This window comes from Geothermobacter hydrogeniphilus (assembly GCF_002093115.1).
In the GTDB taxonomy this organism is placed as follows: domain Bacteria; phylum Desulfobacterota; class Desulfuromonadia; order Desulfuromonadales; family Geothermobacteraceae; genus Geothermobacter_A; species Geothermobacter_A hydrogeniphilus.
Window position 1 is genome coordinate 1 of record NZ_NAAD01000019.1, and the last position, 11,639, is coordinate 11,639.

Below are 11,639 nucleotides of genomic sequence, written 5' to 3' on the forward strand. Positions count from 1 at the left end.
AGGCGAAAGGGAGTCCCCTGGCCGCTTGTGCCTTTACCTTTAGCCCTTGGCCGATCCTGGAATTTAAGGGGTAGATTTATGATTGACCAGTTATTTCATGACATGGAACAGCAGTGCGACACGACGAAGGTAGCAAAGGAAACCAGCTACTATTTTTCCGTCGACGAGGCCAGAAAGACGGTTTTTCTGTCGGCCGACGGTTGCCGGGTTGTGGATGGTAAGGCGACGGAGACGGCGGATTGCGTCTGCAAGACCAGTTACACGTTTCTGACCAGGATCTGGCATGAAGGTTATGTACCGGGAGTAAAGGATTTTCTTTCAGGTTCGATCAAGTCAAATAATCCGGCGGCCCTGCAGGACTTGTTGAAAGCCTGTGGAAAGATTTGAACCCCGCGACAGTAAACCCTTTGCCGTTGGGTCGTGCGGAGCGCCTGAGGTTTTGAAAAAAGCATTCGCGCCAGGCAGTTGCGCCCGGTGCCCGGTATAATCTCCCGGCGTCAGGTGCGGTCTCGGTGCAAGATCGAAAAGAGCATTGTCGGCGGGGGTGTTTCCAGGAGGGGAACACCCCCGGGTGTATTTATGCAAGACCCTGGAACGTAACGACAATTTACATTTCTGGGTTTGGTCAGATGGAATAAGTATTCATTTGACAGTTGCCGGTCCGCTGTTTTATAAGGTCTGGTCTGGCCATTTTTCAGGAGTGTGCATAGTTATGGTTGAACTGATCCTTATTCTGATCAGCGCGATCTTCGTCAACAACTTTGTTCTGGCGCGGTTTCTCGGTATTTGTCCCTTCCTCGGGGTGTCGAAGAAGGTTGAGACGGCGCTTGGCATGGGGATGGCGGTGACCTTCGTCATGACCGTTGCGGCCGTGGTGACCTGGCTGATCCAGTACTTCATTCTGATTCCCTTCAATATCGAGTATCTGCAGACCATTGCCTTTATACTCGTGATTGCCTCCCTGGTGCAGCTGGTGGAGATGGTCATTCAGAAGGTAAGCCCGGTTCTTTACCAGTCTCTCGGCATTTTTTTGCCCCTGATTACAACAAATTGCGCCGTTCTCGGTTTGGCAGTACTTAATATCCAGAAGGGTTACAGTTTCCTGGAGAGTGTTGTCTTTGCGATCGGCGCGGCCCTCGGTTTTACCCTCGCCATGGTTCTCTTTGCCGGTTTGCGAGAGCGGATCGACCTTTGTCCGGTGCCGAAAAGTTTTCGTGGTACGGCGATCGCTTTGGTCACGGCGGGATTGCTCTCGCTGGCGTTCATGGGTTTTGCCGGTCTGGTCAAGGGATAAGGGACGAGACAAGATGATTGCAGCAGTTATCAGTCTGGGTGGCATCGGCCTGGCGGCAGCAGTCGCCCTGGGGGTGGCGGCGAAAAAGTTTGCCGTCGAGGTTGACCCGCGCGAAGCGGCGATTCTCGAGGTTCTCTCCGGAGCCAATTGCGGGGCCTGTGGTCTGCCCGGCTGCAGTGCTTATGCCAAGGCCGTTGTTGAAGAGGGGGTTCCCGCCAATCTCTGCAGTCCCGGTGGTCAGGCGACCATTGAAGCGATTGCTGCGATCATGGGGGTTGCCGCCGAGGCGATGGTGCCGCAGGTGGCGGTGGTACGCTGTCAGGGGGACAACCGCAAGGCCAAAAACAAGTTTCATTATCTCGGTCTGCAGGATTGCAATGCCGCCCAGCGTATTGCAGACGGCCCGAAGGCCTGTCCGGGCGGATGCCTCGGCCTCGGCGGCTGTGAGCGGGTCTGCCCCTTCGGTGCGATTGAAATGACCGCTGACGGCATTGCCGTGATCAGCCGCGACAAGTGTACCGGCTGCAAGAAGTGTGTTGCCGCCTGCCCGCGCAACGTCATCGCCATGACCCCCCGTACGGCGACGGTCCATGTCCTCTGCAACAGCCATGACAAGGGTGCCGTGGTGCGCAAGTATTGCGAGGTCGGCTGCATCGGCTGCCAGATCTGCAAGAAGACGGCACCGGGAGCCTATCTCATCGAGGATTTTCTCGCCCGGGTGGTCTATGAAGAGGAGCAGGATGCGGCCCCGGGCATTGAGAAGTGCCCCACCAAGTGCATCCGTGATTTTGCGCTCGGCTATCCGGAGGGGAGCAGTTTCAAGGCAGCGGAATCCAGGCCCGAACCGGAACATGCGGCCTGAGTCCATGATTCAGGATGATCCCAGGTAGACACATGCAACTGAAGACATTTCCCGGCGGGCTGCATCCGCCAGACAACAAACAGTGGTCGGCACACAAGCCGATCGAGGATTGTCCGCTGCCCGAGGAACTGATCGTCCCTCTCGGCCAGCATATCGGCGCCCCGGCCGTTCCCTGTGTCGCGGTCGGCGATCTGGTCAAAAGGGGGCAGGTCATCGGTGAGGCGAAAGGTTTTGTCTCGGTTCCGGTTCATGCTCCGACCTCCGGGGAAGTGATCGCCGTCGAGGATCGTCCTCACCCGATGGGCAGGGATCTGCCGGCCGTGGTGATCAGGGCTGACGGCGAGGACGCCTGGGGAGACCTGCCGGCACCCCTCGACATTGCCGCCGCGACGATTGATGAGTTGCGTCAGCGGATCCTTTCCTGCGGTATTGTCGGCATGGGCGGTGCAACCTTCCCGGCCCATGTCAAGCTCTCCCCCCCGGATGAAAAGCCGATCGACACCCTGATTCTCAACGGCGTCGAATGCGAGCCGTTTCTGACCGCCGACCATCGACTGATGCTCGAAGAGAGCGAGCGTATTCTTTCCGGAATCGCGGTGTTGCAGAAGATTCTCGGTGTCAGGCAGACCTTTATCGGTATCGAGGCCAACAAGCCGGATGCCATCGAGTTGCTGTCCCGGGCCTGCGCCGACCTGTCTGTCGAAGTGACCCCGCTGGAAGTCAAATATCCTCAGGGAGCGGAGAAGCAGCTGATCCTGGCCTGTGTCGACCGTGAAGTTCCTTCCGGGGGATTGCCGATGGATGTCGGCGTGGTGGTGCAGAATGTCGGTACCTGTGCCGCGATTGCCGACGCGGTGTTGCGCGGCATCCCCCTGATTGAACGCATCGCCACCATCTCCGGTCCGGCTCTTGTCGAGCCGAAGAATCTGCGGGTGCGGATCGGTACCCCGCTGCGGAAACTGGTGGAGGTCTGCGGCGGCACCAGGGTCGAGCCGGCCAAGATCATCATGGGGGGACCGATGATGGGCATGACCCAGCTCTCCCTGGAGGTTCCGGCAATTCGCGGCACATCCGGCCTGCTGCTGTTCACCGCCGACCAGGTTTCGACGCGTCCCGAAGGGCCCTGTATCCGTTGTGGCCGCTGCGTCCGAGCCTGTCCGGCGCATATCCTGCCGACCACCATTGCCGCCTATGCCCGCCTCGACCTCTTCGAAGAGGCGGAAGCTTACAATGCCCTCGACTGCATCGAGTGCGGATGCTGTACCTATTCCTGTCCGGCGGCGCTGCCGCTGGTGCAGTCGATCCGTTATGCCAAAAACGCCATCCTGGCCAAGCGAAGGAAGGTGTAACCGTGGCCAACCAGCTCTATCTGTCAAGCTCCCCGCACTTCAGTTCCGGTGAGAGCACCGACCGCCTCATGCGTCAGGTCATCTATGCCCTGTTGCCCGCTGCTGCGGTCTCGGTCTACATGTTCGGTCTGCCGGCCCTGGTGACTCTGCTGATTTGCACTCTGGCCAGTATCGGCTTCGAGGCCGTTTGTCAGAAACTGATGGGCCGCCCCCGGACTCTCGGCGACGGCAGCGCTGCTTTAACCGGCATTCTGCTGGCGCTCAACCTGCCGGCTTCAAGCCCCTGGTGGATGAGCCTGATCGGCGCCTTCGTGGCGATCGTCATCGCCAAGCAGATCTATGGGGGGTTGGGGTACAATCCCTTCAACCCCGCCCTGGTGGCACGGGTGGTGCTGCTGATCTCCTTCCCGGTGCAGATGACCCGCTGGACCGCGCCGGCGCCGCTTTCGCTCAGTTTCGACTCCGTGACCAGTGCCACGCCGCTGGGGCAGGCCAAGGAGGCGGTGATGCTGCACGGCGCCCTGCCGGCAGATCTGGCGGCAGGCTTCGGTGATTTCTTTCTCGGTCGGATGGGCGGCAGTCTCGGCGAGGTTTCCGCCCTGGCGTTGCTGCTCGGCGGTCTCTACCTGATCTGGAAGAAGGTCATCACCTGGCATACTCCGGTCAGTTACCTGGCCACGGTGGTTGTCTTTTCCGGCATTTTCTGGCTGGTAGACGGGACCCGCTATCCCGACCCCCTCTTTCATCTGCTGACCGGCGGTCTGCTGCTCGGTGCGTTTTTCATGGCGACCGACATGGTCACCACCCCGGTGACCCCGCGCGGGATGCTGGTTTTCGGCGTTGGTTGTGGTCTGCTGACGGTGCTGATCAGGCTTTTCGGCGGTTACCCCGAGGGGGTTTCCTTTGCCATTTTGCTGATGAACGCGGCCACGCCGCTGATCGATCGCTATACTCAGCCGAAGAAGTTCGGCTTTGTCCCTGAGAAGGCCTGACGAATGAATACGACCCTGCGTCTTGCCATTGTTCTGACCCTGATTACCGCTCTGGCCGGCTTGATCCTCTCCGTGGTCGAGTCGGTGACCCGGGCGCCGATTGCCGAGCAGCGCCGCCTCGAAACGGTTCGGGCTCTGAAGGCGGTCCTCCCTGATCTGGATAATGCTCCCGATGCCGATACGGTGGTTCTGCCGGTCGGTACCGACAAGAAGGGCAGGCCGGTCGAGCGTACCTTCTACCGTGGCCGCAAGGGGGGCAGGTTGACGGGTATCGCCTTCAAGGTCATCGCCCCCGAGGGCTATAGCGGCAATATCGAGATCATGGTCGGGGTGACACCGGAGAGGCTGGTAAGCGGCATCGCCATTCTCAGCCATGCGGAGACTCCGGGCCTGGGAGCGAAGATTATCGAACCGCAGTTCCGCGATCAGTTCAAGGGCAAGGGACTGGACAATGCCGATTGGCGGGTGAAGAAGGATGGCGGCCAGTTCGACCAGATCACCGGGGCGACTATCTCGCCGCGTGCGGTAGTCAAGGCGGTCAAACAGGGACTCGAATTCCTGCGTGATCATGAGTCGCAGGTCGTGGCCGACCGGGAGGTGAAACAATGAATCTCGGCAAGGAATTTCTCAAGGGGTTGTGGCAGGAAAATCCGGTTTTCAAACTGGTCCTCGGCATGTGCCCGACCCTGGCGGTGACCACCTCGGCCGAAAACGGGTTGGGGATGGGTCTGGCGACCACCTTCGTGCTGGTCTGTGCCAATATCACCATCGCCCTGTTGCGCAAATTGATTCCGGGCGGGGTGCGCATCCCGGCCTTCATCGTCGTTATCGCCTCCTTCGTCACCGTGGTGCAGATGCTGATGGAAGCTTATGCCTATGACCTGTTCAAGGCCCTCGGCATTTTCATTCCATTGATTGTCGTCAACTGCCTGATCCTCGGCCGCGCCGAGGCCTTTGCCTCGAAAAACGGTATCTTTGCCTCTCTGATCGACGGCTTGGGGATGGGGCTCGGCTTTGCCCTGAGTCTGACGGTGATCGGTGCGGTGCGGGAACTGTTCGGCTCCGGCGCGGTTTTCGGTATGCCGCTGTTGTCACTGTTTCCCGCCTACAAGCCGGTGATCCTGATGATCCTTCCGCCCGGCGCGTTTATTACCCTCGGTTTTCTGCTGGCCGGGATCAATCGGCTTGAGGCCCGCACGGGGGCGTCCGGTGAAAATAAAGGCGGCCATTGCTGTTGAGTCCGGCCGCTGATTCCGCTACCGGAGTGTTTATTTCTCCAGGTCCGCTGCCGTTTGGGACAGGTTGTCCGGGGGAGGTTCGAGAGCAGGATTGACCGACTCGTCGCTGATCGGATCGAGAGAGGTAACCCGGTTGCGGCCGTCTTTTTTTGATCTGTAGAGTCCGCGGTCGGCCCTTTCAACAAGGTTTTCACCGCTGTCCTTGAGGGTAATCGCCGCGACACCGGAACTGGCGGTCAGGGGGGGGCGCCGGTTTCCGGGCACGGAGTCGCAGCAATGCGTCGGCTGAGTTTTCCGCGGTGACGCACGTTTTGCGACATGGTGTTGCCGGCAGCAGGATCAGAAACTCTTCCCCCCCCACCGCCGGAGTTGCAACAGTAACCGAGAATTTGATCGGCCTTGAAGCCGGTCAGTCGTTCGGCGGCCGGATTCTAGTAGAGGATCCGGCGTTGCTGGCCGACGAAGTAGACCCCCTCGGCCAGATGGTCGACCATCCGTTTGTAGAAATCGATCTGCAGCGGCATGGGATTCCCTCCAGTTTGTTCATTAAAACATCGATCCCGCTGTCTGTACAACCTGGACCCGCGGACTCATTGGTTCAGGCGTAAGCTTCCTTCACTCAGAACCTCCTGGACCTTGCCGACCAGTCCCTCTCCGGTAAAGGGTTTGGCGAGAAAGGCTCCCGCTTGTCCGCTGAGAAAATCAGAGCTGAAAGTGACCTGTCCATAGCCGGACAGGAACAGGACCTGAAGGTCAGGTTGCAGGCGTCTCAGGTTGCGCGCCAGCAGCGGTCCGCTCAGTGTCGGCATGACCATGTCTGTCACCAGCAGAGAGATTTCGCTGTGATGATGGTCAAATAATTCCTGGGCAAGTTCGACGTCCCCGGCCGGGATGACCTGGAATCCGCTTTCCAGCAAGGCCTTGGTGGCGAACTTGAGAACCTCCGGGTCATCTTCCACCAGCAGTAATTTACCCATGCGGCAGAGGTTGGGGGTGGCCGTTGCCGGCAGGTCAACCTCGGGGCCGTCGTCAGTTCGGGGCAGATAGATGGTGAAGCAGCAGCCCTGGTTCGGGGCGCTCTCCACAGTGATATAGCCGCCGCTCTGCTTGACAATGCCATAGACCGTGGCCAGTCCGAGTCCGGTTCCCTTGCCCTTTTCCTTGGTCGTGAAAAAAGGCTGAAAAATTTTCTTCTGGTCTTCGGGACTGATGCCGTTGCCGGTGTCCCTGATGCTGAACCAGACATAGTGTCCTTTTTTTGAGCCGGGATGAAGGAGGGTGAACGGCCGGTCGAATTCCCGGCAGCCGCTGCGGATGATAATGCGGCCACCGTTGGGCATGGCGTCACGGGCATTGATCACCAGGTTCATCAGTATCTGTTCAAGCTGGCCGGGGTCAGCCTTGATGTAGGGCAGGGAGTCCGCGAGTTCGACCTCGAAGGTGATATCTTCTCTGATCAGCCGGCGCAGCATTTTCTGCAGATTGTCGATGCGCGAATTGAGATCGAGAACCTGCGGCTGCAGCATCTGTCGACGACTGAAGGCGAGCAATTGTCGTGAGAGTTCTGCCGCCTTCCGGCCGGCATCCAGTACGATGCCGAGATCCTGATGGGCGGAGGTTTTTTCTGGAAGATTTTTTCTGACCAGCGAGGTGTAGCCATTGATGACTGTCAGCATATTGTTGAAGTCGTGAGCGACCCCGGCGGCAAGCTGTCCGAGGGCTTCCATCTTCTGTGCCTGGCGCAATTCGTTTTCGGCCTGTTGCCGGGCCAGGCGGTCGCGGGCGGCGGCGATGCCGAGAGCGATGGTGTGTCCTATGGCCTCTATCTCCCCGCATATCTCAGCATTGAACCCCTGTCGGCGATTAAAGAGAAACAAGGCGCCGATAGCACTGCCATCGGTTTGCAGGGGCAGGGCCAGCATCGACTGGATAGAAGTCGGAAAGGCGCGCCGCAGCTGTTGGAAGTCTCCCCGGTCCGGGCTGAGCAGCAGGGATTCACCACGGTCGACCGGCAGTCGCCAGCATTGCTGCGGGAAGCCTTCGGTCCAACTGTCCGGCACGAGCGGCGAGGGTGTCAGGTCGCAATGCCAGACGTTCCCACAGGCGGCGAGCAACCGTGGTTCCTTGTTGTCTGTCAGGTCGTAGATCAGTCCGCCATCAGTTTCGAGCAGGTCTGTCGCGGCATTAAGCAGGCTGACGGCCATATTGGGAAGATCACCATGCTGCAGGAATGCCAGACTGGCGGCATTCAGCATCGCGGCGAAGGAGGTTGAAGCAGGACGCGGGAATGGTTCAGGTCCGGTGGCAACAGCGGACTGTGGCTGGTACAGCATCTGGCAGATCCTTGGGAGAGGTTTCTCATCTTATCGGTTAGAGGGTGAAAAATGATAAGGGTTTCGGGCTTCTGCCTGAAAGAACAGGTATGGGATGGAGATGTCGGACATTGAAAACTGTTTTCGGGAGCAATTCCTGGCTCTTGTCGGCCCGGAAATAAAAGAAAGTTCATCCTTTTTCAGGTATGCCCTCAACCCGATCTCGCAGACGTATTGAGAGACATGTAACATCTTGAAAAACAACTACTTTTTATAAAAAACTCTGCATACAGTATACTGTATTTTTTGCTTGACAATGGGCGGGTTTTGTCCTACCTTGCACACGCTTAAAAGCCGTAAACGGCATCTTTGCGCCTTCTTGCCTAAACTTCAGCTAGCCGCGTGCTGTTGGGAGGAGCTTCTTCTATGTTGGACAGTTATTTACCGATTATTGTTCTTATTGTCATTGCTCTGGCTTTTGCCGTCGGGACGATCGTTATGTCGCACCTGATCGGCCACAGGAAGCCGAGCGCTGTCAAGCTTGCGCCGTACGAGTGCGGCATGCCTCTGGTGGGCAGCGCTCGGGAGCGCCTCTCGATCAAGTTCTACATCATTGCGATGCTTTTTATCGTTTTTGATATCGAGGCGGTTTTTCTCTATCCCTGGGCGGTGGTCTTCAAGAGGCTCGGGATGTTCGGGTTTGCTGAGATGGGTGTTTTTATTTTCATCCTGCTGGTCGGCTACGTCTATGTCTGGAAAAAAGGAGCTTTGGAATGGGAGTAGAGCAGACTCTCGGCAATAACGTTATCACCACCTCGTTGGATAAGTTGGTCAACTGGTCGCGCGCCAAGTCGCTGTGGCCGATGACCTTCGGTCTGGCCTGTTGTGCGATTGAGATGATGGCGGCCGGCGCGGCCCGTTTTGACCTTGACCGTTTCGGGGTTCTGTTCCGGGCTTCGCCCCGGCAGTCCGACTGTATCATTATCGCCGGTACGGTGACCCAGAAGATGCTGCCGGTTATCAAGACGGTCTATGAGCAGATGCCTGAGCCGAAATATGTTATCGCCATGGGTGCCTGTGCCTGTTCCGGAGGTATTTTTGATACCTACAGTACGGTGCAGGGAATTGATACCGCCCTGCCGGTTGACGTCTATGTGCCTGGATGTCCCCCGCGTCCTGAGGGGTTGCTGTATGGCATCATGAAGCTCCAGGACAAGATCATGAAGGAGCGCAATTCCTTCGGCGAAGCCATCGGTGTCGGTGAGCGGATCAGTCAGGCCTGAAGGTCTGCTGCGTGTTGCCACCTTTGAATTTAGAGGATGAATGAAATCATGAGTGAACATCCTGCAGTAGCCCAGCTGAAGGGTCAGTTCGGGGACAAGGTTCTCAAGGTCGAGGAGTTCCGGGGGCAAACCTCGGTGACGGTACCGAAGGAAGAGATTGTGGCGGTCTGCACCTTTCTGCGAGACAGTTGCGGATACAATTTTCTGACCGATCTGTGCGGTGTCGATTATCTTGGTCGGACGCCCCGGTTTACCGTTGTCTATCAACTCTACAACATCGGTGCCCATACCCGCCTGCGTCTGAAGGCTGAGGTTGAGGAGGGCGACTGTCGTATTGATACTGTGACCGGTGTCTGGTCCACCGCCAACTGGTTTGAACGTGAGTGCTGGGATCTTATGGGAATTGATTTCGTCGGTCATCCCGACCTGCGTCGCATTCTGCTCCCCGAGGATTGGAGTGGTCATCCGCTGCGCAAGGATTACCCGGTTCAGGGGCCGGATCGTGAGCCCTATCAGGGCCGTCTTTCCTGAGAGTCAAGTCATCCGGTATTCACTTAAGCGTAGATCAATCTAGACGAGGCAAACATGGCGAAAACCGAAACAATGACCATCAATATGGGCCCTCAGCATCCGTCGACTCACGGCGTGTTGCAGCTGGTGCTTGAGTTGGATGGCGAAATTGTCCGCAAGATAACTCCGCATATCGGCTTTCTGCATCGCGGGGTCGAAAAACTGGCGGAACATCGTACCTATCATCAGGTGCTGCCCCTTACTGACCGGCTTGATTATCTGGCTCCGATGCACAACAACCTCGGTTATGTCCTGGCGGTTGAAAAGCTGCTCGGCATCGATGATCAGATTCCCGAGCGGGCCAATGCGGTGCGCGTGTTGATGGCTGAGTTGACCCGTATCAAGAGCCATCTCGTCTGGCTTGCGACCCACGCTCTCGATATCGGAGCCATGACCGTGTTTCTCTATTGCTTCCGCGAGCGGGAGCGGATCATGGATTTCTACGAGAAAATTTCCGGCGCCCGGATGACGTCGAACTATTTTCGCGTCGGCGGCCTCTCCAGCGACCTTCCGGACGGAATCGAGAAGGAGATACGGGCCTTCATCGATGAGATGCCGGGTCATGTCGATACCTATGAAGGGCTGCTTTCCGGCAACGTAATCTGGCAGAAACGTGTCATGGGCGTCGGTGTGATCGAAGCCAAGGATGCCATCGATATCGGCCTGACTGGTCCGGCGCTGCGTGCCTCGGGTGTCGATTGGGATCTGCGTCGTGATCAGAGCTACTGTGATTATGACAAGTATGATTTTCAGGTTATCACCGGCAAGGACGGGGACACCTGGACCCGGTACAAGTGTCGGCTTGATGAGATCCGTGAATCATGCAAAATTGTTCGCCAGGTTCTCGACGGTCTCAAGCCGGGGCCGATACTCGCCGACTGTCCGAAGGTCTGCCTGCCGCCGAAGAAGGATGTCGTCAATACCATTGAGGGCCTGATTCACCACTTCAAGATCATTACCGAGGGTTTCAAGCCGGAACCGGGTGAAGTCTATGTCGGGGTGGAGAACCCCAAGGGTGAGGTTGGCTATTACCTGGTTTCGGATGGTTCCCCGCACCCCTATCGGATGAAGATCCGGCCCGCCTCCTTTGTCAATCTGCAGGCCCTGCCGCAGATGGCTGAGGGCGCGATGATTGCGGACGTTATCGCCATCATCGGTACTCTTGACGTCGTTCTCGGCGAAATCGACCGTTAACGAGAATCAACGAGGATTCAATCAATGAGCGAGACTGCTGAAAAGGCTGCCGAGCAGGAAGTCGACCTGACGGCCTGCAACGAGATCCTGGATCAGTACCAGGACATGCAGGGCGCGCTGATGCCGGTGCTGCAGGCGATTCAGGATCACTACGGCTATATTCCGGAAGAAACGGTTCACCTGACGGCTGACCGTCTCAACATCTATGCCAGCCAGATTTACGGCGTGCTGACCTTTTACGCCCAGTTCCACCTGGAACCGCGTGGCAAGTATATCGTCAGGGTCTGCATGGGCACGGCCTGCCACGTCAAGGGGGCGGGCCGCCTGGGCGATCGTGTCAAGGAGCTGCTCGGCATCTCTCATGCCGAAACTACCGAGGATGTCAAGTTCACCTGCGAATACGTCGCCTGTATCGGGGCCTGCGGCATGGCTCCGGTCATCATGGTCAATGATGCGACCTATGGCTCCATGTCAGTGCAGAAGCTGAACGAGGTCATCGAGAAATACCAGAAGATGGACTGAAACAGGTCCGCGCTTTTTTAGGG

Annotated in this window: 14 protein-coding genes; 12 read left to right on the top strand and 2 right to left on the bottom strand. The window is 57.8% G+C overall.

Going from position 1 to position 11,639, the window contains the following annotated elements; all coding sequences use genetic code 11:
- The 7 genes from B5V00_RS13385 to rsxE form a co-directional block, all read left to right on the top strand.
- On the top strand, positions 1-387 hold a 387-nt coding region (locus tag B5V00_RS13385; RefSeq protein WP_245803980.1), incomplete at its 5' end, for a hypothetical protein.
- A gap of 325 nt (positions 388-712) precedes the next feature.
- Positions 713-1,294: an electron transport complex subunit RsxA gene (rsxA, locus tag B5V00_RS13390; RefSeq protein WP_085011322.1), complete on the top strand. Its 582-nt coding sequence runs from the start codon at positions 713-715 to the stop codon at positions 1,292-1,294.
- 13 nt (positions 1,295-1,307) lie between these two features.
- Positions 1,308-2,156 carry an RnfABCDGE type electron transport complex subunit B gene (locus tag B5V00_RS13395; protein WP_085011323.1) on the top strand — a complete coding sequence of 283 codons (849 nt, stop codon included), beginning with the start codon at positions 1,308-1,310 and terminating at the stop codon, positions 2,154-2,156.
- A gap of 32 nt (positions 2,157-2,188) precedes the next feature.
- A complete protein-coding gene (gene rsxC / locus B5V00_RS13400; RefSeq protein ID WP_085011324.1) occupies positions 2,189-3,505 on the top strand; it encodes an electron transport complex subunit RsxC in 1,317 nt (438 codons plus the stop codon).
- A 2-nt stretch (positions 3,506-3,507) separates the two neighbouring features.
- Positions 3,508-4,497 carry an RnfABCDGE type electron transport complex subunit D gene (locus B5V00_RS13405; RefSeq protein WP_085011325.1) on the top strand — a complete coding sequence of 330 codons (990 nt, stop codon included), beginning with the start codon at positions 3,508-3,510 and terminating at the stop codon, positions 4,495-4,497.
- A gap of 3 nt (positions 4,498-4,500) precedes the next feature.
- The gene (locus B5V00_RS13410; RefSeq protein ID WP_085011326.1) at positions 4,501-5,106 is read left to right on the top strand and encodes an RnfABCDGE type electron transport complex subunit G; all 606 of its coding nucleotides are present in this window, start codon (positions 4,501-4,503) and stop codon (positions 5,104-5,106) included.
- A complete protein-coding gene (gene rsxE / locus B5V00_RS13415; RefSeq protein ID WP_085011327.1) occupies positions 5,103-5,735 on the top strand; it encodes an electron transport complex subunit RsxE in 633 nt (210 codons plus the stop codon). Before B5V00_RS13410 ends, rsxE begins: the two co-directional genes overlap by 4 nt.
- Before the next feature lie 30 nt (positions 5,736-5,765).
- Here the strand turns inward: rsxE and B5V00_RS13420 are convergent, their stop codons facing one another.
- Together B5V00_RS13420 and B5V00_RS13425 are read right to left on the bottom strand one after the other, a co-directional pair.
- Positions 5,766-5,999 (bottom strand): diguanylate cyclase, encoded by a 234-nt coding sequence (locus B5V00_RS13420; RefSeq protein WP_085011328.1) that lies wholly within the window; start codon positions 5,997-5,999, stop codon positions 5,766-5,768.
- Between the two features lie 326 nt (positions 6,000-6,325).
- Positions 6,326-8,068 (bottom strand): GAF domain-containing hybrid sensor histidine kinase/response regulator, encoded by a 1,743-nt coding sequence (locus tag B5V00_RS13425; protein WP_085011329.1) that lies wholly within the window; start codon positions 8,066-8,068, stop codon positions 6,326-6,328.
- 405 nt (positions 8,069-8,473) lie between these two features.
- On the opposite strand from B5V00_RS13425, the gene B5V00_RS13430 reads away from it, so the two are divergent.
- From B5V00_RS13430 to nuoE, 5 genes are read left to right on the top strand one after another with little or no spacing between them, the layout of a single operon-like run.
- On the top strand, positions 8,474-8,830 hold the full coding sequence (locus tag B5V00_RS13430; RefSeq protein WP_085011330.1) for an NADH-quinone oxidoreductase subunit A: 357 nt from the start codon (positions 8,474-8,476) through the stop codon (positions 8,828-8,830).
- Positions 8,821-9,330, top strand: a complete 510-nt coding sequence (locus B5V00_RS13435) for an NADH-quinone oxidoreductase subunit B (protein ID WP_085011331.1) — start codon at positions 8,821-8,823, stop codon at positions 9,328-9,330. Before B5V00_RS13430 ends, B5V00_RS13435 begins: the two co-directional genes overlap by 10 nt.
- A gap of 48 nt (positions 9,331-9,378) precedes the next feature.
- Positions 9,379-9,861: an NADH-quinone oxidoreductase subunit C gene (locus B5V00_RS13440; protein ID WP_085011332.1), complete on the top strand. Its 483-nt coding sequence runs from the start codon at positions 9,379-9,381 to the stop codon at positions 9,859-9,861.
- A gap of 54 nt (positions 9,862-9,915) precedes the next feature.
- Positions 9,916-11,094, top strand: a complete 1,179-nt coding sequence (gene nuoD / locus B5V00_RS13445) for an NADH dehydrogenase (quinone) subunit D (protein WP_085011333.1) — start codon at positions 9,916-9,918, stop codon at positions 11,092-11,094.
- Between the two features lie 24 nt (positions 11,095-11,118).
- The gene (gene nuoE, locus B5V00_RS13450) at positions 11,119-11,616 is read left to right on the top strand and encodes an NADH-quinone oxidoreductase subunit NuoE (RefSeq protein ID WP_085011334.1); all 498 of its coding nucleotides are present in this window, start codon (positions 11,119-11,121) and stop codon (positions 11,614-11,616) included.
- Positions 11,617-11,639 lie beyond the last annotated feature (23 nt).